General features: G+C 49.2%; 27 protein-coding genes and 2 tRNA genes. 22 read left to right on the forward strand and 7 right to left on the reverse strand.

The genetic code is table 11. The annotated features are described in order from the left end of the window. The coding region (locus ACTHTQ_RS05560) for an IS3 family transposase (RefSeq protein ID WP_159069413.1) at window positions 1-85 on the forward strand (85 nt) is incomplete at its 5' end. Between the two features lie 81 nt (window positions 86-166). On the opposite strand, the gene ACTHTQ_RS05565 is transcribed toward ACTHTQ_RS05560, so the two are convergent. Both ACTHTQ_RS05565 and ACTHTQ_RS05570 read right to left on the reverse strand, forming a co-directional pair. Further along, on the reverse strand, window positions 167-970 hold the full coding sequence (locus ACTHTQ_RS05565) for a basic amino acid ABC transporter substrate-binding protein (RefSeq protein ID WP_049332057.1): 804 nt from the start codon (window positions 968-970) through the stop codon (window positions 167-169). A gap of 76 nt (window positions 971-1,046) precedes the next feature. Further along, on the reverse strand, window positions 1,047-1,298 hold the full coding sequence (locus tag ACTHTQ_RS05570; protein ID WP_308186797.1) for an NGO1151 family protein: 252 nt from the start codon (window positions 1,296-1,298) through the stop codon (window positions 1,047-1,049). A gap of 162 nt (window positions 1,299-1,460) precedes the next feature. Here ACTHTQ_RS05570 and ACTHTQ_RS05575 point away from each other — a divergent pair, with 162 nt between their 5' ends. The 4 genes from ACTHTQ_RS05575 (at window position 1,461) to ACTHTQ_RS05590 (ending at window position 4,521) form a co-directional block, all read left to right on the forward strand. Beyond that, a complete protein-coding gene (locus ACTHTQ_RS05575) occupies window positions 1,461-2,261 on the forward strand; it encodes a hypothetical protein (protein WP_440363350.1) in 801 nt (266 codons plus the stop codon). 121 nt (window positions 2,262-2,382) lie between these two features. Beyond that, a complete protein-coding gene (locus tag ACTHTQ_RS05580; RefSeq protein ID WP_440363351.1) occupies window positions 2,383-2,943 on the forward strand; it encodes a DUF3465 domain-containing protein in 561 nt (186 codons plus the stop codon). Between the two features lie 115 nt (window positions 2,944-3,058). After that, complete coding sequence (metZ, locus tag ACTHTQ_RS05585; protein ID WP_440363352.1) at window positions 3,059-4,228, forward strand: O-succinylhomoserine sulfhydrylase; 1,170 nt, start codon at window positions 3,059-3,061, stop codon at window positions 4,226-4,228. 86 nt (window positions 4,229-4,314) lie between these two features. Beyond that, a complete protein-coding gene (locus ACTHTQ_RS05590) occupies window positions 4,315-4,521 on the forward strand; it encodes a DUF2788 domain-containing protein (RefSeq protein WP_003680520.1) in 207 nt (68 codons plus the stop codon). A 57-nt stretch (window positions 4,522-4,578) separates the two neighbouring features. Here ACTHTQ_RS05590 and ACTHTQ_RS05595 read toward each other — a convergent pair whose 3' ends face one another. From ACTHTQ_RS05595 to ACTHTQ_RS05605, 3 genes are all read right to left on the reverse strand, one after another. Continuing rightward, entirely contained in the window at window positions 4,579-4,965 is a 387-nt protein-coding gene (locus ACTHTQ_RS05595; RefSeq protein WP_440363353.1) for a helix-turn-helix domain-containing protein, read from the reverse strand. A gap of 537 nt (window positions 4,966-5,502) precedes the next feature. Next, on the reverse strand, window positions 5,503-6,294 hold the full coding sequence (locus ACTHTQ_RS05600) for a Cof-type HAD-IIB family hydrolase (protein ID WP_440363354.1): 792 nt from the start codon (window positions 6,292-6,294) through the stop codon (window positions 5,503-5,505). 196 nt (window positions 6,295-6,490) lie between these two features. Then, entirely contained in the window at window positions 6,491-7,882 is a 1,392-nt protein-coding gene (locus tag ACTHTQ_RS05605) for an exonuclease domain-containing protein (protein ID WP_440363355.1), read from the reverse strand. A 115-nt stretch (window positions 7,883-7,997) separates the two neighbouring features. Between ACTHTQ_RS05605 and ACTHTQ_RS05610 the strand changes: the two genes are divergently transcribed. The 17 genes from ACTHTQ_RS05610 to ylqF all read left to right on the forward strand — a co-directional run bounded on the left by ACTHTQ_RS05610 (window position 7,998) and on the right by ylqF (window position 22,338). Next, a tRNA-Arg gene (locus tag ACTHTQ_RS05610) sits at window positions 7,998-8,074 on the forward strand. A 12-nt stretch (window positions 8,075-8,086) separates the two neighbouring features. Further along, window positions 8,087-8,161, forward strand: a tRNA-Glu gene (locus ACTHTQ_RS05615). Window positions 8,162-8,329: 168 nt separating this feature from the next. Next, entirely contained in the window at window positions 8,330-10,555 is a 2,226-nt protein-coding gene (locus ACTHTQ_RS05620) for a DNA internalization-related competence protein ComEC/Rec2 (RefSeq protein ID WP_440363356.1), read from the forward strand. Window positions 10,556-10,858: 303 nt separating this feature from the next. Next, window positions 10,859-11,479, forward strand: a complete 621-nt coding sequence (locus tag ACTHTQ_RS05625) for a phosphoribosylanthranilate isomerase (RefSeq protein ID WP_440363357.1) — start codon at window positions 10,859-10,861, stop codon at window positions 11,477-11,479. A 36-nt stretch (window positions 11,480-11,515) separates the two neighbouring features. Beyond that, window positions 11,516-12,118 carry a DNA glycosylase gene (locus ACTHTQ_RS05630; protein ID WP_440363358.1) on the forward strand — a complete coding sequence of 201 codons (603 nt, stop codon included), beginning with the start codon at window positions 11,516-11,518 and terminating at the stop codon, window positions 12,116-12,118. 4 nt (window positions 12,119-12,122) lie between these two features. After that, on the forward strand, window positions 12,123-12,533 hold the full coding sequence (locus ACTHTQ_RS05635; protein WP_440363359.1) for a hypothetical protein: 411 nt from the start codon (window positions 12,123-12,125) through the stop codon (window positions 12,531-12,533). Between the two features lie 111 nt (window positions 12,534-12,644). Further along, entirely contained in the window at window positions 12,645-13,847 is a 1,203-nt protein-coding gene (gene trpB / locus ACTHTQ_RS05640) for a tryptophan synthase subunit beta (RefSeq protein WP_440363360.1), read from the forward strand. Between the two features lie 199 nt (window positions 13,848-14,046). Next, window positions 14,047-14,952: a DMT family transporter gene (locus ACTHTQ_RS05645; RefSeq protein ID WP_440363361.1), complete on the forward strand. Its 906-nt coding sequence runs from the start codon at window positions 14,047-14,049 to the stop codon at window positions 14,950-14,952. Between the two features lie 52 nt (window positions 14,953-15,004). Further along, on the forward strand, window positions 15,005-16,294 hold the full coding sequence (gene bioA / locus ACTHTQ_RS05650; protein ID WP_440363362.1) for an adenosylmethionine--8-amino-7-oxononanoate transaminase: 1,290 nt from the start codon (window positions 15,005-15,007) through the stop codon (window positions 16,292-16,294). Further along, complete coding sequence (bioD, locus tag ACTHTQ_RS05655; RefSeq protein ID WP_440363363.1) at window positions 16,291-16,947, forward strand: dethiobiotin synthase; 657 nt, start codon at window positions 16,291-16,293, stop codon at window positions 16,945-16,947. The genes bioA and bioD overlap by 4 nt, the downstream gene beginning before the upstream one ends. After that, complete coding sequence (locus ACTHTQ_RS05660; protein ID WP_440363364.1) at window positions 16,937-17,431, forward strand: chorismate--pyruvate lyase family protein; 495 nt, start codon at window positions 16,937-16,939, stop codon at window positions 17,429-17,431. The genes bioD and ACTHTQ_RS05660 overlap by 11 nt, the downstream gene beginning before the upstream one ends. Before the next feature lie 173 nt (window positions 17,432-17,604). Then, window positions 17,605-18,525: a 4-hydroxybenzoate octaprenyltransferase gene (gene ubiA, locus ACTHTQ_RS05665; protein WP_440363365.1), complete on the forward strand. Its 921-nt coding sequence runs from the start codon at window positions 17,605-17,607 to the stop codon at window positions 18,523-18,525. Window positions 18,526-18,794: 269 nt separating this feature from the next. After that, window positions 18,795-19,244 (forward strand): PTS IIA-like nitrogen regulatory protein PtsN, encoded by a 450-nt coding sequence (gene ptsN / locus ACTHTQ_RS05670; protein ID WP_003680500.1) that lies wholly within the window; start codon window positions 18,795-18,797, stop codon window positions 19,242-19,244. 3 nt (window positions 19,245-19,247) lie between these two features. Continuing rightward, on the forward strand, window positions 19,248-20,210 hold the full coding sequence (gene hprK / locus ACTHTQ_RS05675) for an HPr(Ser) kinase/phosphatase (RefSeq protein WP_154954102.1): 963 nt from the start codon (window positions 19,248-19,250) through the stop codon (window positions 20,208-20,210). Further along, entirely contained in the window at window positions 20,191-21,045 is an 855-nt protein-coding gene (gene rapZ / locus ACTHTQ_RS05680; RefSeq protein ID WP_440363366.1) for an RNase adapter RapZ, read from the forward strand. The genes hprK and rapZ overlap by 20 nt, the downstream gene beginning before the upstream one ends. A 34-nt stretch (window positions 21,046-21,079) precedes the next feature. Then, window positions 21,080-21,304, forward strand: coding sequence for a protocatechuate 3,4-dioxygenase (locus ACTHTQ_RS05685; RefSeq protein WP_070765368.1), 225 nt, complete (start codon window positions 21,080-21,082; stop codon window positions 21,302-21,304). Between the two features lie 92 nt (window positions 21,305-21,396). Then, window positions 21,397-22,338: a ribosome biogenesis GTPase YlqF gene (gene ylqF, locus ACTHTQ_RS05690; RefSeq protein ID WP_049322861.1), complete on the forward strand. Its 942-nt coding sequence runs from the start codon at window positions 21,397-21,399 to the stop codon at window positions 22,336-22,338. Between the two features lie 55 nt (window positions 22,339-22,393). On the opposite strand, the gene ACTHTQ_RS05695 is transcribed toward ylqF, so the two are convergent. Further along, window positions 22,394-22,987: a LolA family protein gene (locus ACTHTQ_RS05695; RefSeq protein WP_003685091.1), complete on the reverse strand. Its 594-nt coding sequence runs from the start codon at window positions 22,985-22,987 to the stop codon at window positions 22,394-22,396. 58 nt (window positions 22,988-23,045) lie between these two features. Further along, on the reverse strand, window positions 23,046-25,268 hold the full coding sequence (locus ACTHTQ_RS05700) for an NADP-dependent isocitrate dehydrogenase (protein WP_440363367.1): 2,223 nt from the start codon (window positions 25,266-25,268) through the stop codon (window positions 23,046-23,048). Window positions 25,269-25,363 lie beyond the last annotated feature (95 nt).

A 25,363-nucleotide genomic window follows, 5' to 3' on the forward strand; every position in this document is an offset into this window, starting at 1 on the left:
TTACTACAACCGGGAGCGTTGCAGTTTGAAATTGAAAAAGCTGAGTCCTGTCGCATACAGAACCCAGCTTGCACAGAGCGCCTGAAAAGGCTTTTATGAGTGTCCAAGATTTGGGGGCCAGTTCAAAGTTTTCAGACGGCCTTAAGTTTAAGAAGTCATACCGGAGTTATTTGGCTGCTTCGGCTTTTTCGCCTTCTTTAGCAAAGTATTTGGCGTAAATTTTGTCGTATTCGCCACTTTCGCGTACTTTTTTCAGCGCATCGTTCAACATTTTGATGGTTGCTTCGTCGCCTTTGCGTGCAGCGATGCCGTAGTTTTCGATAGTGAAGTCAGGCAGGGAGATGAAATCCAAGCCTTTGGTCGGGTTGTTTTTCACATAGTTGGCAATGACTGCGCTGTCGCTGACGACGGAATCCAGACCGCCGTTTTCCAATTCTTTGATAATCAGAGGAACGCTTTCAAAGCGGGCGATTTTCGGATTGTCGTTACCCAAGAGTTTGGAAACGGAGAAGTCGCCGGTGTAGCCGGTTACCACGCCGACTTTGGCCATGTTTTTCAGGTCTTCGGAAGAAGCCACTTTTTTGCCTTTTGGAACGAGGACGACTTGGGTGATTTCAAAGTATGGATCGCTGAAGAGCATGCTTTGTTTGCGGTCGTCAGTGATGGTTACGCCGGACATAACGATGTCCACGTCGCCGTTGTTCAAAGAAGGGAAGAGGCTTTCCCATGGCTGGTGTTTGAATTCGACTTTGAAGTTGCCGGCTTTAGCCATGGCATTCATCAAGTCAACGTCAAAACCTTCCACTTTGCCGGCAGAATCCAAAGATTCAAATGGGGCAAACTCGGCGTTGGAGCCGACACGGTACACTTTATCGGCAGGAGCAGAGGCATTATTGCTTTGACCGCCGCAGGCAGTCAGGGCAAGGGCGGAGCAAGCGAGGGCAGTGGCCAGCCATTTTTTCATGTTCATGATATGTGCTTTCTTAATAAAATGTTAACGGATAAAATCTTAGTTTAGCATAATTTTGTGAACAAACTAGCTGAAATTAGTGGTCTTTTTCTCGGAAAAATGCGTAGGTTACGTCATGGAAGAGGTCGGTGTGCGGACTGTCTTCGTAGCTCAATTCCGCCAACGCATCTTCAAAGGCAAGCTGGATGGATTCTACGGCATCGTTGGCCATGTCGGAGGGCAGGGAACGGATAAGGCCTTTGAGTGCGGTAGCGAGGACGTGGTTTTGCATACGCAAAGTGTCGTTGGCTTCTTCCAGATATTCGAGGCGTTGTTCGATGCTGCTCATGATGTATCCTTGGGTATTAAATAAAATAGTGATTATATAGCGAATTAATATTAAAATGTGACGCTTGCGCCGGCTTGCCGGATATGTCCAACTATCGGCCGTATTTCAAGTGATTTTAGGCTTGAATGCGGTTCACAATAAAAATGAAAAAACGAGATTATTATGGAAAACAACCGTCTTGATCCCACAGCCCTCGAGGAAGAAGACCTGAATTGGGAAAAACGCCTGGAAAGATTGCGTCAGGCACGACAATTTAATACTGCGCCGACTCATGCGCCATTGGTCAAAAAATCGGACGAAGCTGTCGATGCCGCGCCCAAAACCGCGCCTAAAAAAGAATATAAATTGGATGCTGACAATCGTGAGAAAGTATTGGAAGAGTATTTGTACCGCTGGCAGTTGGAACACAATACTGCCCTTGCCGACGATGGCGAAGCAGTGGAAACCGATGCGATGGTGGTTTTACAGGACAACTGGTTGAGTGCGCAATCGGCATTGCAGGCAGCGGCTTCAGAGCGTCACATTGAATCAACCCGCACCGTCAGACTGAATCCGAAATCAGGTGCCGTAGATTTTGATGTGCCTGAAGTGGAAGAAACTGAAAAACCGGAAAATGATGATGCGGAAGCGGCTGAAGAGGCGGTTTCAGACGGCCTTGAACAAGAACCGGCCATCAATGTCCATATCAATGTATTGAACCCGCAAGCGATTGGCCGTCGGGAAGTATTCTGCGTTTCTGAAAAAGATTTGACCGAGCGTCTGATCAAGCGTTTGCGCCCCCATGTGGCCGATGCAGTCAACGGCATGATTCGGATTGCCGTACAAAAACAAATGGCCTTGTTCACTTACCAGTTGCAGCAAATGCTGAACGAGCAGGCGCCGGGCTTGGTGGAGGATGTGTTGGAACACAACGTCAAACGTATTTTGGACGATATGAAGACTGAAATGAAATACCGCCGTTGAGTATCCAGGCCGTCTGAAAAGTTTCAGGCGGCCTTTGGCGTAAATTTCCCTTAAAATTTTACGAAGCGTGTATAATAGCGACTCACGTTTTCGTGATAAATATCCTTTCTAAATAGTTGATATGCCCGATGCAGAATCGGGCATTTTTTTTGAGATTGTTATGAATAAAAATAAAATCATTGTATTGCTGATTGCTTTGGTTGCCGTATTTGCCTATAACAAAATGCAAAACAAGCAGCTAGTACAATCGCAGAATCAGCAGAAAATAGAAGCTGTTCAAAAACAAAATAATGCGGGTAAAAAGAATGCCGATACGGCTCAGCAGCAAATCGGTTCGGGCAAAGAATCAGCCGAAGCGGTTTTGAAACAGGCGTTTGAAAACGAGCAAAGCGATATTCAGGTTGAGGGCGAGGGCACGGTATGGAAAACCCTGCCGGATGACAACAAAGGTACGCGCCATCAACGCTTTATCTTGAAGCTTTCCAGTGGTCAAACGCTTTTGGTGGCACACAATATCGATTTGGCCGACAAAATCAAAGGCTTGAAAAAAGGTGATAAAGTAGCGTTTTACGGCGAATATGAATGGTCGGAGCAGGGCGGCGTTATCCATTGGACGCATCATGATCCGGCAGGCCGTCATGAAGACGGTTGGTTGAAGCACGGCGGACAGATTTATCAATAACCGTTCAGACGGCCTCCTGCTTGAAAGATGACAGGAATAAGCGCAAAATGTTAACAAATTAAACAGGCGTATTGTTTACTGCGCCCTTCGCAACATACAGTAGATTGAAAAACAAATGAGCAAAAAACTTCATCCTCAAACGCTTGCCATCCGTAGTGGCAAAGAGCAAACCGAATATTATGAACACAATCAGGCTCTGTTTTTGACCAGCAGCTTCATGTGGGAAAACGCCCAACATGCGGCTGATTTGTTTTCTAAAAAAATCAAAGGTTTTACTTATACCCGTACGGCCAATCCGACTACTGCCGCCTTTGAAAAACGCATTGCCGCATTGGAGGGCGCAGAGCGCGCGGTGGCCACTTCGACCGGTATGTCCGCGATTCAAGCAGCGTTTTTTACCTTCTTGAAAGCCGGTGATCATGTTATTTCCAGCCGCAGTCTGTTTGGTACAACTGTCGGTTTTATCAATAACATCGTAACTAAGTTCGGCATCGAGGTCAGCCATGTATCGCCGGTTGATGTAGACGAATGGAAAGCGGCAATCAAGCCCAATACCAAACTGTTTTTCTTGGAAACCCCGTCCAACCCTTTGGGCGAAGTTGCCGACTTGGAAGCGTTGGCCGAACTGGCACACAGCATCGGCGCGCTTTTGGTGGTGGACAACAGCCTCTTGTCGCCAGCCGGTTCGCAGCCTTTGAAGCACGGTGCGGATATTTCCGTGTCTTCCGCAACCAAAGCGATTGACGGTCACGGCCGCGTGATGGGCGGCGTGTTAGCGGGTTCGGAAGAATTGATGACGCAGGTCGCCGTTTACTGCAACTCTTGCGGGCTGGCGATGTCGCCGTTTAACGCATGGCAGTTGTTGAGCGGCGTGGAAACCCTGTCGCTGCGTATGGAAAAACAGTTCGACAACGCCCTAAAAATCGCCCAATGGCTGCAAGCGCAGCCACAGGTTCAAGCCGTGTACTACACCGGATTGCCCGACCATCCGCAGGCGGAGCTTATCCGCAAACAGCAAAACGGCGGCGGCATCGTCATCGGCTTTGAAGTCGCCGACCAAGAAGCCGCGTGGAAAGTCGTCGACAGTGTCGAACTTTTCTCTCGTACCGCCAACCTCGGCGACGTGCGCTCGACCATTACCCATCCGTGGACAACAACCCACGGCCGTATGCAGCCTGAAGAAAAACTTGCCGCCAATATCCGCCCGGGCTTGGTGCGCCTGTCTATCGGCTTGGAATACGTTGACGATTTGATTGAAGATTTGAAACAAGTCTTGAACAAATAAGTTCAAAAAAGATATTTCAGACGGCCTGTTGCGGTAAGGCCGTCTGAAGTTTATGAACACACATCTGAACCATACAAGGAAAGAATATGACTGAAGCAGAATTCGCCTCATGGGCAATGAAAATCCTACTGAGCGGCCTGATTATCTTTTTGGGCTTTATCGTTTGGAACTTGGGTAAAGAATCCAAAGCCGGCAAATTCGGCATTGCCATGCTCTTCTTGGTTTTGGGCTTGGGTGTGTTTGGATTCGTATTTAAAGAATTGCTGATTAGCTTTTTGGTATTGCCGAAGTAAGCAGAAAGTTTGTAGATAGAACAAGGCCGTCTGAAAATGTTCAGACGGCCTTTTTAATTATTTTTTACTAAGAGTTTCAATTAAATTTTGTAACATTTTAATTTCGTTATCTTTTTGTAGAATTAATTCATTTTTATGAATTAGTTGTAATTTCAGTTTATCAATTTCATGTATCATTTCATCTAAATTATAATTGTTGTTATTTTGGTAGCGACTATTTTCATTAATTAAATAAATTGCACTTTTATAATTAATGGATACTAAATCGGCTACTTCTATATCAAAAACTGCTGCAATTTTTTTTAGTTTGGCAAAGTTAAGTCCTCGTTCACCTCGTTCAATTTTTGCATAACCTGTTGTTGAAATATTTAGTTTTTCGGCCATTTCTTTTTGGGAAAAGTGATTAAACTCACGTAACATCCTTATTTTCTCATTAATTTCCATTTTGGGTTTCTTTTGTAACAAAATGGGTAGTTATTATATACAAATAGGGTAAGGTTTTAAAGATATTAAATTGTATAATTTCAAAACTCATTATTCATAATAGATGAGTGGTTTAATGTTGTCATTTACAATATATTACTAAGGAAATGAAGATGTCTGGAAAGTTGCCTACGAATCAGCCAGCTAATAAAACAGGTGGACCAGTTGTAAAGACAGGCCCAACAGCAGGTCAAGTTCGTTCACGAAATTCTGATGGTCAATGGCGTGCTAAGCGCAGTGATGCTGGTAAGACTAAAAAATAAGGAGTAGAAAATGGGTTTGTTAGAGAATTTGCTAAAAAAACAGTTCAGAATAATGAACGAGCATCGAGATTGCTAGATAAACATGGTCATGGTGATTCTGAAAAAGCAGCCAGACTTAGAGAACACACAGATAAAGTTAATGAAAAGCTTAAAGAATATGAGGAGCGTCGAAGGTAAATTAGAACAAGGCCGTCTGAACATTTTTTCAGACGGCCTTTTCCTTTTGATTTGAAATTTAAATTACGCCCAATTCTTGCAAGCCGCGTAATACGCCGTCTTCATCGACACTTGGGCAGACGAATTGTGCGGCCGCTTTGGCTGCTTCTTCGCCATTGCCCATGGCAACGCCAAAGCCGACGGTTGACAGCATTTCCAAGTCGTTGAAGCTGTCGCCGAATGCCATTACTTTGCTCATATCAATGCCCAGTTTTTCCACTGCATGGGCGATGCCCCGTGCTTTTGAACCTTCTTTGCGCAACAGGTCTACAGCATATTCATGCCAGCGGACGGTTTTGAAGCCGTGTTGCCGGGTCAGCGGTTGCAGGATTTTTTCTTCTTCCTTATCCACAAAGACCAACATTTGATAAACAGGCTGTTTGCGGAAATATTCTTTGTCCGTCAGGAAGTTGGGCAGGATATGTGATAAGCCTTCGACAACGCGCGGAGAGTTGGAGGAGACGGCAATTTCTTGGTTGTTGACGAATGCGTAGTCTATTTTATGTTGTTCAAGCAAGTTAATGGCGGTTTTGATGTCGGCAATGTCCAAGGGGTAACTTTGCAGGGGTTCACCGCGAAAGGAAATATATTGGCCGTTGATGGTAACGAGCATGTCGATACCACATTCTTGAATCAAGGCTTTGACTTTGGCAGGCATGGCGGCTTCCGGACGGCCGGTGGCAATGGCAGTCAAAATGCCTTTGGCTTTCAATGCGTGCATGGCTTGGGCAACCGAAGGACGCAGGGTATCCGTGTATTTGCGGTAGAGGGTGTCGTCGATGTCAAAGAAGATGATTTCAGGGTTGTTCATGGTTTACTCGTTGGGCTGGGTATACACAGCTTTCATTGAAAATTGTGTGAACAGCTTGTGTATAAATCGGTTTAGTATTTGATTGCTATTATAAAAATAAGTTCTGATTAAAATTTAGGCAGTTTTGTTTTGAGAATAAAGCGAAAAGTTATTCACAATAGGCCGTCTGAAAATTTGGTTTTCAGACGGCCTTGTTTTAAGCAATCAAACGGATATTTTCTTTGTCCTGCCTGAATTTGTTTTTAATCACCAGAGGCAGGCTGCTGTCGAAATACCAGCTTCCATCAGGCAATGCCAACGCGCCGCCGGCACAGAGCAGGGTAATGCTGTTTCCGGTCAGGGGATCGGTTTCGGTAATTTCAATTTCGTGCGCTTTGCCCCAATCGGTTACGGGGAGTAGGGCGGCAAGCTCGGTAATGCGTTGGTTTTGATGTTTGATACCGTTTAGCTGGCGGCAGTTGCCATTGCATTTTCCGACGGCCTCGACAGGGCAGGGTTCGCCTTTTGCGTAGCTGGTCGGCAAAATGTTGAGCGAATCTGGGCAGAGTCTGTGTTCTTGCGACCATTGCATCAAAGCGCGTTTGGCTGCTTTTTTATGGGCAAACAAACCGTAAGGGCGCCAATTTTTGGTGCCGCTGTTTAACAAGACGATGCGTGCTTGAAGGCTGCCGTGTTCGTCAGCGATAAAGCGGACGGTAGAAAACGATGTGGACTTTTCAGACGGCATCAGTTGGTATTCCTGCATGGTCTGGGCTTTGAGCCATAATGTATGGAGCTGTCCGACTGCCGGAATAAAACGGATGGAGGCTGCGGCTTTAATGTGCGGCGGTAGTTTTTTGCTGTGCAGCAGGGTGGCGGTTTCACTGTATGCGCGTTCGTGTGCTTCAATGGCTTGGGCTTTGCCGAAATGGTCAAACCAAACCAATACGCCGTAACTGTCGGGCAGGGCATAGAGCTGTTGTGCGAGCGAATCAGGCAGCCAAGTGGGTAACATTTTCGGATTCATCAATACTCGGACATGTTCGTCCCATTGTTGATGATTTTTTTCTGTCAGACTTAATTCGAGATAATCACACAATGCGGCAACATCGGTCATGGCGCGGTGGCGGTTGGCCGTCTGAATGCCGGTGCGTTCGATAATGCTGTCGAGGCTGTGTTTGTAAAACTCAGGATAGAGACGGCGAGACAGCTGCACCGTACAGAGCGAGGGTGCGGCAAAGTCAGTATGGATACGGGCAAACTCGTGGCGCAGGAAGGTGTAGTCAAAGCGGCTGTTGTGGGCAACAACTACTGCCCCTTGCAACAGCGGCAACAAATCGGCTGCAATATTGGCAAAGACAGGCGCGTTTTTCACCGTTTCATCATGAATCCCGGTCAGTCTGGCAACGAATTCGGGAATGCTGCGGCAAGGATTGACCAATTGCTCGTAATGTGTGGCGCGTCCTTGCTCAAAACGAACAAGGGCGACTTCCGTTATCCTGTCCTGATAGAAATTTCCACCGGTCGTCTCCAAATCCACCACGACCACAGGCCGTCCTAAACGGGAAAATGCTTCGGATAAGAGCGGCCAGCGTGCGAAATCTGACATTTTATTCTCTGTAAATTCAATAGCAAATGCGCATTTTACACGCTGTCTGAAAGTTTTCCAAATAAAACGCTTGACAGTAAATAGCCCTTTCTTTATAATCCAAATCTTTCTTTATGCACCCGTAGCTCAGTTGGATAGAGTATCTGGCTACGAACCAGAGGGTCGGGCGTTCGAATCGCTCCGGGTGCGCCACAGAAAATCTCAGCGCCCATCGTCTAGCGGTTAGGACATCGCCCTTTCACGGCGGTAACCGGGGTTCGATTCCCCGTGGGCGTGCCAGTTTATAAAAAAGCGCAATCTGTTTCGGATTGCGCTTTTTTGCGTCTATCGGTTTTGAAATGATTTGAACCTATCTTTTATCTGCTAATGCAGGTTGGCGTTTGTCATAATCTACTAAAAGCATTTATTATTACATATCTAATAATCATAATTTAAGGGAAAACGTTCATGGTGTGGCGGTTTGTGTTGCCTGCTTGGGTGGTGGGGGTAGTGCTTTCATTTGCGTTGCCGTTTGTGCCGTCATGGTGGATTTGGTTGTCTGTAATCATTGTTACGCTTGCGTTGTGTCGAAGATTTACTGTGGCTTGGTTGGTGCTGGCCGTCTGCATGGGCATGGCGTTTGGAGTGTGGCGGACCGGGCTGGTTTTGGCTGGTCAATGGCCTTTGGGGGAAGTGGTGGCTAAAGTTTTGACGGTTGAAGTGGCGGATATGCCGCGTGATGATGGTCGGCGCGTGCAGTTTGCGGCAAGGGCTTGGGATGATCGTGGGCAGGCTTTTGATTTGATGTTGTCGGATTATCAGCGGTGTGATTGGGCGGTGGGCAGCAGGTGGTCTGTATCGGCGCGGGTAAGGCCGGTGATCGGTGAAGTGAATGTGCGCGGTTTGAACCGTGAAACCTGGGCTTTGGCCAATGGTATTGATGGCATGGGTACTTTGGGGCGTGACAGAAAACTCGTGCGGCAAGGTGGCGGTTTCGGTTTGGCTAATATGCGTGATGCGGTAAGCCGGAGTTGGCAGAGAACAGGGGATAAGTATCCTGAGTTTTCAGACGGCATAGGGCTGATGCGTGCTTTGAGTATTGGCGAGCAGTCGGCATTGCGGCCGCCTTTGTGGCAGGCATTCCGTCCTTTGGGGCTGACGCACTTGGTCAGTATTTCGGGCTTGCATGTGACGATGGTGGCAGTATTGTTTGCCTGGCTGATTAAGCGAATTTTCCGTTCTTTACCGTGGATTCCGGCGAAACCGCGTGTGTGGATATTGGCCGGCGGTGTTGCCGGTGCTTTGTTTTATGCGCTTTTGGCAGGTTTTTCCGTGCCGACGCAACGCAGTGTGTTGATGTTGGCTGCGTTTGCATGGGCATGGTGGCGCGGCAGTGGCGGCTCGGGCTGGACGGCGTGGTGGCAGGCTTTGGCCGTTGTTTTGTTGTTGGATCCGTTGGCAGTATTGGGCGTGGGAACTTGGTTGTCTTTCGGTTTGGTTGCTGCTTTGATTTGGGCTTCATCAGGCCGTCTGAAAGAGTCGGGCTGGCGTTTGGCTGTACGGGGGCAATGGGCGGCAACTGTATTGTCGGTGGTATTGCTGGGCTATTTGTTTGCTTCGTTGCCTTTGCTCAGTCCGTGGGTTAATGCGCTGGCTATTCCTTGGTTTTCTTGGGTGTTGACGCCGTTGGCTTTGCTGGGTTCGGTTTTCCCGTTTGAGCTTGTCCAGTTGCTAGCGGCATTTCTGGCGGAATATACTTTACGCGGTTTGGTATGGCTGGCTACGGTATCGCCTGAATTTGCCGTCGCAGCGGCACCTGTGCCTTTGCTGGTGTTGGCGATAATGGCGGCTTTGCTGTTATTGCTGCCTAAAGGAATGGGCTTGAAACCTTGGGCATGTCTGGTTTTATTGGGTTTTGTGTTTTACCGTCCTGCCAAGCTGGAGGAGGGGGTGGCAAGAGTTACGGTGATGGATGCAGGGCAAGGTTTGTCGGTATTGATACAAACGCGTAACCGCAATCTTTTGTTTGATACGGGAACGGAGCAAGTGGCGCAAACAGGTATTGTGCCGAGTTTGAACGCTATGGGTGTGCGCCGTTTGGACAGCCTGATTTTGTCGCACCATGATATTGACCATGACGGTGGTTTTCAAAGTATAGCGGCTGTCGGTACCGATAAATTGCTTGCCGGACAACCTGAGTTTTATCCGAATGCAGAGTTTTGCCAAGAAGACAAATGGCAATGGGACGGCGTAGATTTCGAGTTGCTCAGGCCGTCTGAAAATACGGGCAAGGAAGATAATGATCAAAGCTGCGTATTGCGTGTCGTGGCAAACGGCAAAGCCTTGTTGATAACCGGCGATTTAGGTGTGAAGGGCGAGGCCGGTTTGATTGAGAAATACGGCAATGCGCTGTATAGCCAAGTGTTGATATTGGGCCATCACGGCAGCAGCACGGCTTCGTCGGGCAGCTTTCTGCATACGGTTTCGCCGCAATATGCCGTGGCATCCAGCGGCTATGCCAATGCCTACAAACATCCGACCGTTGCCGTACAAAATCGTGTCCGCGCACACGGTATTACTTTGTTGAGAACTGATTTGTCAGGCGCGTTGGTGTTTGCTTTGGGACAGGGCGATATATTTCAAGGCCGTCTGAAAAAGGATAAGTTTTATTGGCAGAAGAAACCGTTTGAGTAAAAAGGATCAAAGGTCGTCTGAAAGATTTTTCAGACGGCCTTAATATTTTTTATTAACGGGCATTATCCAAATTTTGTGTGAATCCAATTGTGGATAGTTTGGTTTGATATTTGATAATAAAGAATAAATTAATTTTGATGAAAAAATAGGCAGTTTAAAAATAAGGTAATAATCACAAAGTTATGAGTAATTATCGGCTGATGTTTGTTTTAAAGTTTAAGGCCGTCTGAACCTGATATTTCATGTTCAGACGGCCTTAAACTTATATAATATCCGACCTATCTGTTTAAAAAGGCAACCCCCATGAACACCATACGCACTAAAATTTGCGGTATTACCCGACCTGAAGACGCGCTGGCCGCGGCCGAATTGGGCGCGGATGCCATCGGGCTGGTATTTTACATCAAGAGTAAACGGGCGGTGAGTATTGAGCAGGCGCAGGCGGTTGTGAAAAACCTGCCGCCGTTTGTATCGGTAGTGGCCTTGTTTGTGAATGAAAACGAGCAAATCATCCGCGAGATTTTGCGTCAGGTGCCGATAGATGTGATTCAGTTTCACGGCGATGAAGACGATGATTTTTGCCGTCGGTTTGACCGCCCATATTTGAAGGCTGTGCGCGTACAGTCCGCTGCCGATATTCAGACGGCCTGTGCCAAATTTCCGAATGCCCGAGCCTTGCTGTTTGATGCTTATCATCCGACCGAATACGGCGGTACGGGACAAAGTTTCGATTGGACCATGTTGCACGGCAATATCGGCAAACCATGGATACTTGCCGGCGGATTGACTGCAGAAAACGTTGCCGAAGCGGTAAAAATCAGTGGCGCGGCGGCGGTGGACGTGTCCGGCGGCGTGGAAATCTCCGGCGGGATTAAGAGCAGGGAGAAAATGGCGGCGTTTATTCAGGCAGTAAAGGCCGTCTGAAGATTTGTTTGAATGAAAAGTAACCGGAATACAGATATGCAAGAGCCAATCATCGAGTCTCACCCCTTCGCAGCCTTATTGCCGCCGCAGGCAACGGTCATGATGATGGGAACGTTTCCGCCTAAAGAAGAAAAACACGCGATGCAGTTTCATTATCCGAATTTTCAAAACGATATGTGGCGTGTGTACGGGCTGGTGTTTTTCGGCGATGCGGCGCATTTTCAAAAGCAGGGCAAAAAAGCGTTTGATGCCGATAAAATCAAAGCGTTTTTAAGTGAAAAGGGGATTGCATCCTGTCCGACCGTATTAAAGGCAATACGCGAACATGGCAATGCTTCGGATAAGTTTTTAAAAGTGATAGAAACCGTCGATTTGGCAGCAGTATTGGCGCAAATGCCTGAGTGCCGTCATCTTTGCACCACCGGTGGCAAGGCAACCGAAGTTTTGTTGGAGATTCAGGGCAGCGGTATGAAAATGCCGAAGACAGGCGAAACAGTGCCGTTTCCTTATGCAGGACGTGATTTAACTCTGACGCGCCTGCCTTCGACTTCGCGTGCCTATCCTTTGAGTTTGGCGAAAAAAGCGGCGGCGTATCGGGCTTTTTTTGAAATGGCTGGATTGACTGTTTTTCAGGAGTAGGGTGATGGACCGTTATGAAATTTCTGTAATGACGTTTATGGCTTTGTGGTGGCTTTTTAATGTCGTCTCAGTGTGGTTGAAGGGCAAACAATGGCATATCAAGGTATTGTTGGGCGGAACGCTTTTATATGTGATACAAATACCTGCAGTCATTATGTCTGTTAACGGCCTTAATTGGATATTTTTGAACGTAAGCACTATAAATACCAATGAGTTGATTATTGCTTTGCTTGTGCTTAACTTTTTGGGTTGGTGGTGGCTGGCACTGTGGCTGGGGATGTTGGCATTAAAACTATGCCTGAGAAACAAAAACGAAGAAAAATATATCGCGCCGCCGTTGGGTACGGCATTAGTTGCAACATCGAGCTGTACACTGTTGTTCCTATTTTATCTGCTGATATTATTATTCAATTAGTTGCCGACAAGATGAATGGAAAACGGCTATAATTGCTGACAATTTTACTTTCAGACGGCCTTGTACTGAATCAGGCCGTCTGAAACCATAAAACGAACAAGGAAAAATCCCATGAAAAATTATCACGCTCCCGACAAGAACGGCTTTTTCGGTGAACACGGTGGCCTGTACGTTTCCGAAACCCTGATTCCGGCTTTGCAAGAATTGGCAGAAGCCTATAAAGCAGCGAAAGAAGATCCTTCATTTTGGGAAGAGTTCCGCCATGATTTGAAACACTACGTCGGCAGACCCAGCCCTGTTTACCATGCCGCGCGCTTGTCCGAGCATTTGGGTGGCGCGCAAATCTGGCTGAAGCGTGAAGATTTGAACCACACCGGTGCACACAAAGTGAACAACACCATCGGTCAGGCATTGCTCGCCCGCCGTATGGGCAAAAAACGCGTGATTGCCGAGACCGGTGCGGGCCAGCACGGCGTGGCTTCTGCCACTGTTGCCGCACGCTTCGGCATGACTTGCGACGTGTACATGGGCGCAGACGATATCCAACGTCAAATGCCCAACGTGTTCCGCATGAAATTATTGGGTGCGAACGTGGTCAGTGTTGACAGCGGCAGCCGTACATTGAAAGACGCAATGAACGAAGCCATGCGCGAATGGGTGGCTCGTGTGGACGATACGTTCTACATCATCGGCACTGCCGCAGGCCCTGCGCCGTATCCGGAAATGGTACGCGATTTCCAATGCGTGATCGGCAATGAAGCCAAAGAGCAAATGTTGGAAGCCATCGGCCGCCAACCTGATGTTGCTGTTGCCTGCGTGGGTGGCGGCTCCAACGCCATCGGTTTGTTCTATCCCTATATCGAAGAAGAAAACGTACGTTTGGTCGGCGTAGAAGCAGGCGGTTTGGGTGTAGATACGCCTGATCACGCCGCACCGATTACCAGTAAAGCCCCTATCGGCGTATTGCACGGTTTCCGCAGCTATTTGATGCAGGACGAAAACGGCCAAGTCTTGGGTACGCACTCCGTTTCCGCAGGTCTCGACTACCCCGGCATCGGTCCGGAACACAGCCACCTGAACGACATCAAGCGCGTCGAATACACCGTCGCCAAAGACGACGAAGCACTCGAAGCCTTTGATTTGTTGTGCCGCTTCGAAGGCATTATCCCCGCGCTCGAATCCAGCCACGCCCTCGCATGGGCAGTTGCCAACGCGCCGAAAATGGGCAAAGACCAAGTGATTCTGGTCAACCTGTCCGGCCGCGGCGATAAAGACATTAATACCGTGGCGAAACTCAAAGGAATTGAGTTGTAAGCCTTATTGATTGAGCAGTAAAGGCCGTCTGAAAAAGCTGGATTTCAGTCTTTCAGACGGCCTTTGTTTCCGTAATGATTCAGCGTAGTATTTTATCCGCGCAAACTCTATCAAGTATCGGCGGCTAAGGAAATTTATCCTTCCAAACTGCGCGCACGCTTTCTAAACCGATTATCCAAGTTATCCATTTATTGTGATTATGAAACATTTAGCAATCCATCTAAAACTATTGGGCATGGCGGCGTTTTGGGGCGCATCTTGGCCGATGGGGCGGATGCTGGGACAAGCTCTGCCGCCTTTAACGGGCGGTATGCTGCGCTTTTTGACGGCGGCAATCTTACTTTTGGGCTGGCTGTTTGCACGGTATCGATTGCGTACTTTGGCGGTTTTGTCGCGTAAACAATGGCTTGGATTGGCACTGGCGGCGGCATTCGGTGTATTTGGTTTTACCGTATTGTCTATGCTGGGTTTGCAGCGGATTCCTGCTTCAAAGGCGACGGTGTTGGTCACGTTCAATCCTGTGTTGACGATGTTTTTTGCGGCTTTGCTGTTTGGCGAGAAACTCAACGGCAAGATTGTGTCGGGTATGTTGTTGGCAGTGGCAGGTTCGATATGGGCGGTCACTCATGGCGAGATTGCGGCATTTTTGTCGGGCGGCGGCATAGGGTGGGGCGAAGTGCTGGTGTTTTGCAGCCTTTGCTGCTTGGTTACTTATACGATGATAGGCAGGGCGGTGTTGCAGGGGATTGATGCGCTGACGGTCACCGTGGCTACTGCTTGGCTGGGTGCAATGATGTTGCTGCCGTCCGCGTTGATTTCAGACGGCCTGCCGTTTGGTATGCTTGCCGAAATGGACGGTAGAGGCTGGTTTGCTTTGATTGGCTTGTCTGTCGGTGCAACGGTGTTGAGCTATGCGTGGTATTTTGAAGGCGTGAAGACTTTGGGCGCCGGCAGTGCGGCAGCGTACATCACTTTGGTGCCGGTATTCGGTATTTTGTGTTCCGCTTGGTTTTTGGGCGAAGCATTGCATGTTTCCTTGGTTGCCGGCTGTTTGGCGGCGGTGGGCGGATTGGCGTTGATGCAGTACGGAAGACGTGCCGTTTGAAATAGAAAATATGTTATATAATAATGAAACTGATCAAACCATTGTTTTAAACATGTCTGAACCTTCCTCTCTGCTCGATTTCGACCGCACCCATCTGCTCCATCCCTATACATCCATGACCGATCCGTTGCCTGTTTATCCGGTGCGCCGTGCGGAGGGTGTGCATATCGAATTGGCGGACGGCACTCGGTTGATTGACGGGATGTCGTCTTGGTGGTGTGCGATACACGGCTACAATCATCCTGTTTTGAATCAGGCGGTTGAGGCGCAGATTAAGCAAATGTCGCATGTGATGTTCGGCGGTTTGACGCATGAGCCTGCGGTAGAACTGGGCAAATTATTGGTCGGGATTTTGCCACAGGGGCTGGACCGTATTTTTTATGCGGATTCGGGTTCGGTTTCGGTGGAAGTTGCGTTGAAGATGGTGGTGCAATACCAGCAGGCGCGGGGTTTGACGGCGAAGCAGAATATTGCGACGGTGCGGCGCGGGTATCATGGTGATACGTGGAACGCGATGTCCGTCTGCGATCCGGAAACGGGGATGCACCATATTTTCGGCAGCGCGTTGCCGCAGCGTTATTTTGTTGATAATCCGACAAGCCGTTTCGACGATGAATGGGACGAGGCGGATTTGCAGCCTGTCCGCGCCTTGTTTGAAGCGCATCATGCGGATATTGCCGCCTTTATTTTGGAACCGGTCGTGCAGGGCGCGGGCGGCATGTATTTTTATCATCCGCAGTATCTTCGCGGATTGCGCGATTTGTGCGACGAATTTGATATCGTGTTGATTTTTGACGAAATTGCCACTGGATTCGGGCGCACGGGCAAGATGTTTGCCTGCGAACACGCGGAGGTCGTGCCGGATATTATGTGTATCGGCAAGGGCTTGAGCGGCGGCTATATGACGCTGGCGGCGGCAATCACTTCGCAAAAAGTCACCGAAACGATTTCGCGCGGCGAAGCGGGCGTGTTCATGCACGGCCCGACGTTTATGGCGAACCCGCTGGCGTGTGCCGTTGCCTGCGCTTCGGTCAAGTTGCTTTTGTCCCAAGATTGGCAGGCAAATATCCGCCGCATCGAAAGCATCCTAAAAGGTCGTCTGAAAACCGCATGGGACATTCGTGGCGTGAAAGACGTGCGCGTTTTGGGTACCATCGGCGTGATCGAGCTGGAAAAAGGCGTGGATATGGCGCGTTTTCAAGCGGATTGCGTGGCGCAGGGCATTTGGGTGCGCCCATTCGGCAGGCTGGTGTACCTCATGCCGCCTTACATTATTTCAGACGACCTCTTAACCGAACTTGCCGACAAAACCGTGCAAATCTTGAAGGAACACAGCAAATGAAAGGCGTTTACTTCGTCAGCGGCATAGACACGGACATCGGCAAAACCGTCGCCACCGGTGTATTGGCAAAAAAATTGTTGCAGCAGGGCAAAAGCGTGATCACGCAAAAGCCCGTGCAAACCGGTTGCCAAAACATCGCCGACGACATCGCCGTCCACCGCAAAATCATGGGCATACCCATGCAGGAAGCCGACAAACAGCGGCTGACCATGCCCGAAATCTTCAGCTATCCCGCTTCGCCTCATCTCGCCGCCCGTCTGGACGGCAGAGCTTTGGACTTGGATATAATCCGCACCGCCACGCAGCAACTGGCGGCACAATACGAAATCGTGTTGGTCGAAGGTGCAGGCGGATTGATGGTGCCACTGACGGAAAATCTGTTAACCATTGATTATATTCAGCAACAGGCTTATCCCGTCATCCTCGTTACCAGCGGACGGCTCGGCAGCATCAACCACACCCTACTCAGCTTCGCCGCGCTCAAACAATACGGCATCCAGTTGCACAGCCTAATTTTCAACCATATTCACGATAGCAAAGATGAAACCATTGCCGGCGATACCTTGGAATATCTTAAAGGCTGTCTGAAAGATGAGTTTCCCGAAGCCCAATGGCAAGAGTTGGCCAAAACAGAGGTGTCAGATGGAGCTTGATATACCGCGCGGCACGCTTTGTTCACATGCCGAAGCTTCAAGTCTTTTGCCGTCTAAGGCCGGACATCTACTGACCGTTTCTTCGCTAACCGCCGCTTTACGCGCTTCTGGTAAGGATTTTTCAGTCGAGCCTGTGTATTTGGGTTTGACGAAGGGGGCGGACAATAGCGATGAAATCTTTGTGCGCGATGTTTTGCTCAAACTGGACGGTGAAACAGTGATACAAGCCAGAAGCGCGTGCTGGCCAGATAGCCGTCTATGGACAGAATTATTGGATTGCGGAACGCAGCCTTTGGGTGAGCGCCTGTTTGACGGTACATTGCCGTTGAAGCGTTCGGATTTTGAGTTTCTTCGTTTTGAAGATTCCGACTATCCATCTTTCAGACGGCCTGTTACCGCGCGCCGTTCGTATTTCGATTGGAACGGGGAAACATTGGAGTTAACAGAATATTTCTTATTGAAATTAATAGATTTATACCGCTAAGGCCGTCTGAAAATAAAACCGATATCGATATTTGTCATAATTTTGTTATAATACAATAAATTAAATTGTTAAGATCTGTTTAATTTCAGACGGCAATAAATTATAATAAGAGCTAAGGCTCTAAAAAAGCCTTTCCTTCCGAATCGACACATAAACAACGACACATTACATCAATGAACATAAGGCGCTTTTTCCTACAATTTCTACCGCGTTACGCTGTCGGACGGATGGTGATATACGCCAAGCTGATGCGCGTCGACAAACCCATTGGCACACTGCTTTTGCTGTGGCCGACTTATTGGGCATTGTGGATTGCGTCTAAAGGCGTTCCTGACGCGGATATTTTTATTGCCTTTACCGTAGGCACATTTCTAATGCGCAGCGCAGGTTGCGTCGTGAATGACTTTGCCGACCGCAATTTTGACGGCGCAGTAGAGCGCACCAAAAACCGCCCGTTTGCCAAAGGCTTGGTTTCCAAAACCGAAGCACTGCTTTTGACCGTCATGCTGTGTCTGATGGCGGCTTTATGCTTGGTGCCGCTCAACCGTTTTACTTGGCTGATGAGCCTTCCGGCCTTGTTCTTGGCCGTCACATATCCCTTTACCAAACGCTTTTTCCCGTTGCCGCAGTTTTATTTGGGGCTGGCATTTTCGTTCGGCATTCCCATGGCCTTTGCCGCCGTACAAGACCGAGTGCCTCCCGAAGCATGGCTGATGTTTACCGCCAATGCCTTGTGGACGCTGGCTTACGACACGATTTATGCCATGGCGGACAAAGAAGACGATTTGAAAATCGGCATTAAAACTTCGGCAATCACATTTGGCCATCACGACATTACCGCCTCTATGCTTTGCCATTTTTGGTTTACCGTATTGATGGTGGTGCTAGGTATTAAAATCGGCGCAACTTGGCCGTATTGGCTGGTATTGCCAGTAACCGTTTATTGGCAGTATCAGCAGTATGACGCCATCCGTACGCGCGACCGCCAGTTGTGCTTCCAAACGTTTTTGGCAAACAACCGCATCGGTTTGGCGTGGTTTTGCGGATTGGTCTGCCATTATTTCTGGTTGTTTTTGGTTTCCAAACTGTTTTAGAAAACTAGGTTAAGGCCGTCTGAAAAGAAAGGGAAAAGGGGTATGCCGGACATACCCCTTTTCATTTGAATCATGGTTTTACCATTGATAGGATTTTTACTTTAAATTCTATATAAACAAATAGTTGAATTATTTTTAGCTCGTTAAAAAATATCAAAAACAACATGGAAAATGTTAGCAGGGCGAGTGTAAATTACGCCTTCAGGATTGAGATTTGCACCGACAATCGGTACAATCCCATTGTTTTGCGACATTTAAAAGAGATACACATGAGCCTGATCGGCGAAATTTTACCTTTGTCCCATATCGTTTTGGATTTGGAAGTCAGCAGCAAAAAGCGTCTGTTTGAAGAGGCCGCACAGCTGCTGGAGAATGAAGCAGAATTACCGAATACCAACGTGTTCGACTGCCTGTTTGCCCGTGAAAAGCTTGGTTCGACCGGTTTGGGGCAGGGGGTGGCGATTCCTCACGGCCGTCACGCATGCGTGAAAAAAGCCACCGGTGCTTTTATCCGCACCAAAGAGCCGGTTGCCTTTGATGCGCCCGACGGCAAACCCGTTTCCCTGATTTTCATCCTGCTTGTGCCTGAAAACGCTACCGGCGAACATTTGGAAGTCTTGTCCAAACTTGCCGGCAGATTCTCTCAAAAAGCCATCCGTGAAGCGTTGATGGCCGCTACTTCTGCCGAAGAAGTACGTACACTCCTGAGCGAAGAGTAATTCATGCCCAGCATATCTGTCCGCCGCCTGTTTTCCGACAATCAGCACAAACTCGAACTTGCTTGGGCTGCCGGTAATTCCGGCGCGGACAACCGTATCGGTGTCGAAGCTGATAAACCCGTCTTGGCCTTGGTCGGCCACTTAAACTTTATCCATCCCAACCAAATTCAAGTTGTCGGCGTAGCTGAAGCCGAATATTTGCGCCGCTTGGAAACGGGCGAGCTCAACTACGATTTCGGCGAGCTTTTCGATATCCCCATGTCTTTGGTCATCGTTGCCAACGGCTTGCCGGTTTCGCCCAAATTGCGCGATTATTGCCGTACCAACAGTATCCCCTTGCTGACTTCCAAGCAGGAAAGCCCGCACTTGATGGACGTTTTGCGGATTTATTTGCAACGTACATTGGCTACTTCCACCATCAAGCACGGCGTATTTTTGGATGTATTTGAAGTGGGCGTACTCATTACCGGACAATCCGGCTTGGGTAAGAGCGAATTGGCATTGGAGCTGATTTCGCGCGGCCACAGCCTCATTGCCGATGATGCGGTCGAACTCTTCCGCACCGGCCCGGAAATGTTGGAAGGCCGTTGTCCGCCTATGCTGCGTGATTTCCTCGAAGTACGTGGCTTGGGCATACTCAATATCCGCCATATTTTTGGCGAGACCTCTATTCGTCCGAAAAAAATCCTCCAGCTGATTATCAATTTGGTTCCGGCCGACGACGGATACATGAAACAACTCGATCGATTGAGCATCCGTACCGAAACAGAATCTATCCTCAACGTCAGCGTCCGTTCCGTTACCCTGCCTGTTGCAATCGGTCGAAACTTAGCAGTATTGGTTGAAGCTGCAGTGCGCAATTACATCCTTCAATTGCGCGGTAAAGACAGCACCAAAGAATTCCTCGAACGCCATCAAACACAACTCAAAGAAAACGAACAAAATCATGAAAATCGTCCTGATTAGCGGCTTATCCGGCTCAGGAAAATCCGTAGCCCTCAAACAACTCGAAGATTCAGGTTTTTATTGCGTTGATAATCTGCCTTTGGAAATGTTGCCTTCGCTGGTGTTGTACCATATTGAACGCGGCGAAGAAACCCAGCTTGGTGTCAGCGTTGATATTCGTTCCGGTATCAATATTCAGGAAGCGCAAGAGCAAATCCAATATTTGCGTAATGAAGGGCATCAAGTCGAAGTCCTGTTTGTTGAAGCGGAAGAGGGCGTTTTGGTTCGCCGCTTCTCAGAAACCCGTCGCGGACACCCTTTGTCCGGCCAAAACCTGACTTTGGTGGAAAGCCTGCAAAAAGAACGCGAATGGCTCTTCCCGCTTAGAGACATCGCATATTGTATCGATACGTCCAAAATGAACGCACAGCAGTTGCGTTATGCCGTTCAACAATGGCTCAATATTGAACGTGTCGGCTTGTTGGTCATTCTTGAATCCTTTGGTTTCAAATACGGCGTTCCCAATAATGCCGACTTTATGTTTGATATGCGCAGCCTGCCCAATCCGTATTACGATCCGGAATTGCGTCCCTTTACCGGCATGGACAAGCCTATTCAAGATTATTTGGATCAGCAGCCGTTGGCTCAAGAAATGGTTGATGACATCGATCATTTTGTTAGCCGCTGGCTGCCGTGCCTGCAACAAGAGAGTCGCAGTTATGTAACGATTGCCATCGGTTGTACCGGCGGTCAGCACCGCTCCGTTTATGTTGTGGAAAAACTGGCCGAACGCCTCAAAGGCCGTTACGAACTCCTTGTCCGCCACCGTCAGGCACAAAGCTTGGCAGGACGCTAACTTGCCGTTTCAGACGGCCTCAAAGGAAGAAACCATGAAAAAAATCAGTCTGACCGCATTATCCCTGCTTATCTTGACCGCCTGTGCAACAGAGCCTGTCACTGCTTACCGTTGGCACCGTACCGGCGCGAGCGAAGCTGAAGTTTCCCGCCAAATCAATACCTGCAAATCACAAGGTAAACGTGGCAATACATCCAAAACGTTTGAGCAATGTATGGATGAAGCAGGTTATTACAGCTATGAGCATGGCAACCTCTAAATCCTGATTGACCGATTATCCAAATACCGAGGCCGTCTGAAAAACAACGATTTTCAGACGGCCTCAGATACGAATAGAAAGAATAAAAAGACATGGCTATCCAATGGTTTCCCGGCCACATGAACAAGGCAAAAAAAGCCATTGCCGAACGCATTAAAAGCGTTGATATGGTGATTGAGATGCTGGACGCGCGTATGCCTGCTTCCAGCGAAAACCCCTTGCTTGCCCAGTTGTCCAAAGGCAAACCCAAACTGAAAATCTTAAACAAACAAGACCTTGCCGATCCCGAGCGCACCAAAGTTTGGCTCGAACACTACAACAGCCGTCAAGATACCCGTGCGATTGCGCTTGATTCTTCCGAAACCGGCGCTCATGGCAAAATTACCCAAGCCTGCCGCGCGATGATTCCTCATCGCCAAGGTATCGAGAAGCCGTTGCGTGTCCTGATTTGCGGTATTCCCAATGTCGGCAAATCCACCTTGATTAACGGCATGATCGGCAAAAAATCTGCCAAAACCGGTAATGAACCCGGTATTACTAAAGCCGAACAGCGCCTTTTTCTTGCCGACGATTTCTGGCTTTACGATACCCCTGGTATGTTGTGGCCCAAAATTATCGTCGAAGAAGGCGGCTACAACCTTGCGGCCGGCGGTGCAGTCGGGCGTAACGCGCTGGACGAAGAAGAAGTGGCGCTTGAGCTTTTGGATTACCTCCGCCGCCATTATCTGGCTCTGTTGCAAGAGCGCTATCAAGCCGACAAAGATCCAAGCAGTCATTGGGACGATACTTCTTGGCTGGAGTGGATTGCCAAGAAACGCGGTGCGGTTTTGAGCGGCGGACGGGTCAACTACCAAAAGGCCGCTGAAAATATCCTGACCGATTTCCGCGAAGGCAAAATCGGCAGAATCACGCTGGAAACACCAAACCAATGGGAAACTTGGCTGAAAAAAGCCAGACAGAAAGAGGCTGAACTTAAAGCCATTCGCGAAGCCAGAAAGGCGGAAAGAAAAGGGCAGCAGCCTTCAGCCGATTAATATAAAAGGCCGTCTGAAATCTATTTTCAGACGGCCTTTTGTTGGAATAGACAATTTAGAGGGCGGTACGGCTGAAGCTGTCCAAGGTTTTATCGGTTTGGATTTGGTTGAACTGCATGATGGTTTTGTCTCCTTGTTTTTCGTCCAATTCGATTTTTCGTACCAGCGTATCACCGTTGATTTCGATACGGTTGAAGATTTGGCGGGTAATGGCGGTTTTCGGAGTCAGGGTCAACGTCCATTTTTTCTCGTTGCCGTTTAATTTCAAATCAAATTGTTTTTCCAGGCCTTGGGTATTGCCGCCCAAAAGGTCGAGGAAGAGTTTGATTTGGCGGCTTTGGCCGTTGAGCTTGCTGGCGTTTGGGTTGACCCATTGGCTGCCGTTCCATTGCATGATGCCGTCTGAACGCACGCGCAGGGTGGTTTCAAATGGTTTTTGCATTTTCCAGAGCAGGCCTTTTTGTGGGACAAGGGTAAAGCTGCCGCTGGTGGTCATGGGTTTGCTGAGGGATTTGAGCTGGCGTTGTTGGACAAAATTGCCTTGCACGTTTTGCGGTTTTTGCAGGGTTTGTGCCAATTCGGCAGGGGAAAATGCCCACAAAGCCGGAGCGCTGATGAGGAGAGTAAGAGAAAGAATGGTTTTTTTCATTGTGCTTCCATAAGGTCTGAGGCCGTCTGAAAGTTCAGACGGCCTTTTATTGCTTTAATTATAAGGCTGACAAGGCCTGATTAAAGGTTGCGCTTGGACGCATGGCTTGGGCGGCTTTTGCTGCATCGGGGGCGTAGTAGCCACCGATGTCGGCTGCTTTGCCTTGTGCGGCGGAAAGCTCGGCGACGATTTTGGCTTCGTCGGCAGTCAAAGCGGCTGCCAATGGCGCAAATGCGGCTTTCAGTTCGGCATCTTTGTCTTGCGCTGCCAATTCTTGCGCCCAGTAGAGGGTGAGGTAGAAATGGCTGCCGCGGTTGTCGAGTTCGCCAGCTTTGCGTTTAGGCGATTTGTCGTTCAACAGCAGTTTTTCGGTGGCTGCATCCAAAGTGTCAGCGAGAACTTGGGCTTTGGCGTTGCCGGTTTTTTGCGCCAGATGTTCAAACGATACGGCAAGCGCGAGGAATTCGCCCAAAGAGTCCCAACGCAAGTGGTTTTCTTCGAGGAATTGTTGAACGTGTTTCGGTGCAGAGCCGCCCGCTCCGGTTTCAAACATGCCGCCGCCATTCATCAATGGAACGATAGACAGCATTTTCGCGCTGGTACCCAGTTCCAAAATTGGGAACAAGTCGGTCAGGTAGTCGCGCAGGACGTTGCCGGTTACGGAGATGGTGTCTTCGCCGTTTTTCAGACGGCCCAAGCTGAATTTAGCGGCTTCTTCAGGAGCGAGGACGCGGATGTCAAGGCCATCGGTATCCAGTTCGGCAAGGTAAGTTTTAACCTTGGCGAGCAGGCTCTTGTCGTGCGGACGGTTTTCGTCAAGCCAGAACACGGCTGGTGTGTTGCTCAGACGGGCGCGGTTGACGGCGAGTTGTACCCAGTCTTTAACGGGCGCGTCTTTGGTTTGGCACATACGCCAGATGTCGCCGGCTTCAACGTCGTGTTGCATCAGGACATTACCTGCTGCATCAATGACTTGAACTTGACCGTCGGCTTCGATTTCGAAGGTTTTATTGTGCGAACCGTATTCTTCGGCTGCCTGCGCCATCAGACCGACGTTGGGCACGGTACCCATGGTTGTCGGATCGAACGCGCCGTGTTCGCGGCAGAAGTCGATGGTTGCCTGATAAACGCCTGCGTAGCTGCTGTCGGGAATCACGGCTTTGGTGTCTTGCGCTTTGCCGTCTTTGTCCCACATGCGGCCGGAGTTGCGGATCATCGCGGGCATGGAAGCATCGACGATGACGTCGCTGGGGACGTGCAGGTTGGTGATGCCTTTGTCGGAATCGACCATCGCCAAATCAGGGTTGGCGGCATAAACGGCGGCGATTTCGGCTTCGACGGCGGCGCGGGTGTCCGCATCCAGTTTGTCCAGATTGGCCAGCAGGTTGCCGAAGCCATTGTTGACGTTGACACCGGCGGCAGCCAGTTTGTCGCCGAATTTTTCAAAGACGGGTGCAAAGAACACTTTGACGGCGTGTCCGAAGATAATCGGGTCGGACACTTTCATCATGGTGGCTTTCATGTGCAGCGAGAACAATACGCCTTTTGCTTTTGCGTCTTTTACTTGCTCGGCAAGGAAGGCGAGCAGGGCTTTTTTGCTCATCACGGTCGCGTCGATAATTTCGCCGGCTTTCAGGGCGACGGGCTCGCGCAGCTCTTTTTTGTTGCCTTGTTTGTCGGTGAACACGATGGATACGGAAGTCGCATCGGGTACGGTAACGGATTGTTCGTTATGGAAAAAGTCGCCGCTTTGCATGGTGGCAACGTGGGTTTTGGAGTCTTTGGTCCATGCGCCCATGCTGTGCGGATTTTTTTTCGCAAAGTTTTTCACTGCTTTCGGCGCGCGGCGGTCGGAGTTGCCTTCGCGCAGGACAGGGTTGACCGCGCTACCTTTGATGCGGTCGTAACGTTCGCGCACGGCTTTTTCTTCATCGGTTTGCGGGTCGGCGGGATAGTCGGGGACGGCAAAGCCTTTTGCCTGCAATTCTTTAATTGCGGCAGTCAGTTGCGGTACGGACGCGCTGATGTTCGGCAGTTTGATTACGTTGGCGTCGGGCTGTTTCACCAGTTCGCCCAACTCGGCAAGCGCGTCGGGTACGCGCTGCGCTTCGGCCAGATGTTCGGGGAACACCGCCAAAATGCGGCCGGACAGGGAAATATCGCTGGTTTTGACTTCGATACCGGCATGGCGGGTAAACGCCTGCACAATCGGCAACAGGGATTGGGTGGCCAATGCAGGAGCTTCGTCGGTGTAGGTATAGATAATGGTGGATTTAGTCATGGGATTATTCTCTATGTAGGTTAAGTTTTTCTTTTCAGGCACATCGCGAGATGAAACGTGCTAGGCCTATTATGGCATATTTCGGCGGATTTGGT

The sequence above is a fragment of the Neisseria sp. P0020.S003 genome, from assembly GCF_051957095.1.
Taxonomy (GTDB): domain Bacteria; phylum Pseudomonadota; class Gammaproteobacteria; order Burkholderiales; family Neisseriaceae; genus Neisseria; species Neisseria subflava.

What these genes read in the sequence shown, in the direction of transcription:
- ACTHTQ_RS05565 (WP_049332057.1), bottom strand. Translation starts at nt 970, where the DNA reads ATGAACATGAAAAAATGGCTGGCCACTGCCCTCGCTTGCTCCGCCCTT.
- ACTHTQ_RS05570 (WP_308186797.1), bottom strand. Translation starts at nt 1,298, where the DNA reads ATGAGCAGCATCGAACAACGCCTCGAATATCTGGAAGAAGCCAACGAC.
- ACTHTQ_RS05575 (WP_440363350.1), top strand. Translation starts at nt 1,461, where the DNA reads ATGGAAAACAACCGTCTTGATCCCACAGCCCTCGAGGAAGAAGACCTG.
- ACTHTQ_RS05580 (WP_440363351.1), top strand. Translation starts at nt 2,383, where the DNA reads ATGCCCGATGCAGAATCGGGCATTTTTTTTGAGATTGTTATGAATAAA.
- metZ (WP_440363352.1), top strand. Translation starts at nt 3,059, where the DNA reads ATGAGCAAAAAACTTCATCCTCAAACGCTTGCCATCCGTAGTGGCAAA.
- ACTHTQ_RS05590 (WP_003680520.1), top strand. Translation starts at nt 4,315, where the DNA reads ATGACTGAAGCAGAATTCGCCTCATGGGCAATGAAAATCCTACTGAGC.
- ACTHTQ_RS05595 (WP_440363353.1), bottom strand. Translation starts at nt 4,965, where the DNA reads ATGGAAATTAATGAGAAAATAAGGATGTTACGTGAGTTTAATCACTTT.
- ACTHTQ_RS05600 (WP_440363354.1), bottom strand. Translation starts at nt 6,294, where the DNA reads ATGAACAACCCTGAAATCATCTTCTTTGACATCGACGACACCCTCTAC.
- ACTHTQ_RS05605 (WP_440363355.1), bottom strand. Translation starts at nt 7,882, where the DNA reads ATGTCAGATTTCGCACGCTGGCCGCTCTTATCCGAAGCATTTTCCCGT.
- ACTHTQ_RS05620 (WP_440363356.1), top strand. Translation starts at nt 8,330, where the DNA reads ATGGTGTGGCGGTTTGTGTTGCCTGCTTGGGTGGTGGGGGTAGTGCTT.
- ACTHTQ_RS05625 (WP_440363357.1), top strand. Translation starts at nt 10,859, where the DNA reads ATGAACACCATACGCACTAAAATTTGCGGTATTACCCGACCTGAAGAC.
- ACTHTQ_RS05630 (WP_440363358.1), top strand. Translation starts at nt 11,516, where the DNA reads ATGCAAGAGCCAATCATCGAGTCTCACCCCTTCGCAGCCTTATTGCCG.
- ACTHTQ_RS05635 (WP_440363359.1), top strand. Translation starts at nt 12,123, where the DNA reads ATGGACCGTTATGAAATTTCTGTAATGACGTTTATGGCTTTGTGGTGG.
- trpB (WP_440363360.1), top strand. Translation starts at nt 12,645, where the DNA reads ATGAAAAATTATCACGCTCCCGACAAGAACGGCTTTTTCGGTGAACAC.
- ACTHTQ_RS05645 (WP_440363361.1), top strand. Translation starts at nt 14,047, where the DNA reads ATGAAACATTTAGCAATCCATCTAAAACTATTGGGCATGGCGGCGTTT.
- bioA (WP_440363362.1), top strand. Translation starts at nt 15,005, where the DNA reads ATGTCTGAACCTTCCTCTCTGCTCGATTTCGACCGCACCCATCTGCTC.
- bioD (WP_440363363.1), top strand. Translation starts at nt 16,291, where the DNA reads ATGAAAGGCGTTTACTTCGTCAGCGGCATAGACACGGACATCGGCAAA.
- ACTHTQ_RS05660 (WP_440363364.1), top strand. Translation starts at nt 16,937, where the DNA reads ATGGAGCTTGATATACCGCGCGGCACGCTTTGTTCACATGCCGAAGCT.
- ubiA (WP_440363365.1), top strand. Translation starts at nt 17,605, where the DNA reads ATGAACATAAGGCGCTTTTTCCTACAATTTCTACCGCGTTACGCTGTC.
- ptsN (WP_003680500.1), top strand. Translation starts at nt 18,795, where the DNA reads ATGAGCCTGATCGGCGAAATTTTACCTTTGTCCCATATCGTTTTGGAT.
- hprK (WP_154954102.1), top strand. Translation starts at nt 19,248, where the DNA reads ATGCCCAGCATATCTGTCCGCCGCCTGTTTTCCGACAATCAGCACAAA.
- rapZ (WP_440363366.1), top strand. Translation starts at nt 20,191, where the DNA reads ATGAAAATCGTCCTGATTAGCGGCTTATCCGGCTCAGGAAAATCCGTA.
- ACTHTQ_RS05685 (WP_070765368.1), top strand. Translation starts at nt 21,080, where the DNA reads ATGAAAAAAATCAGTCTGACCGCATTATCCCTGCTTATCTTGACCGCC.
- ylqF (WP_049322861.1), top strand. Translation starts at nt 21,397, where the DNA reads ATGGCTATCCAATGGTTTCCCGGCCACATGAACAAGGCAAAAAAAGCC.
- ACTHTQ_RS05695 (WP_003685091.1), bottom strand. Translation starts at nt 22,987, where the DNA reads ATGAAAAAAACCATTCTTTCTCTTACTCTCCTCATCAGCGCTCCGGCT.
- ACTHTQ_RS05700 (WP_440363367.1), bottom strand. Translation starts at nt 25,268, where the DNA reads ATGACTAAATCCACCATTATCTATACCTACACCGACGAAGCTCCTGCA.